The following is a 211-nucleotide window of genomic DNA, read 5'->3' on the forward strand; positions in this document are numbered from 1 at the left end:
ACAAATGATGTTAATGGGAGGAGGACAACAAGGATACGGTGGAATTCCGAGCTGGATGGGCGGAACACCTGGAGGGTTTTCTACATCAGTAGCGGGTGTACAAACTGGAATCCCGACATTTGTTGGCGGAGCAGCGGGAGGAGTACCAGTAGGAGTACCAACTACATTTCCTTCTTTTGTTGGAGGAGTGCAGACAGGATTTCCGGTACCA

The 211-nt window shown here is 50.2% G+C and carries 1 pseudogene; it reads left to right on the top strand.

Annotated elements, in window-relative coordinates:
- Positions 1-211: pseudogene (locus MR170_RS32100) on the top strand (hypothetical protein); the annotation flags it as partial.

The sequence above is a fragment of the Bacillus cereus group sp. BfR-BA-01524 genome (genome assembly GCF_022662595.1).
Lineage (GTDB): Bacteria > Bacillota > Bacilli > Bacillales > Bacillaceae_G > Bacillus_A > Bacillus_A thuringiensis_S.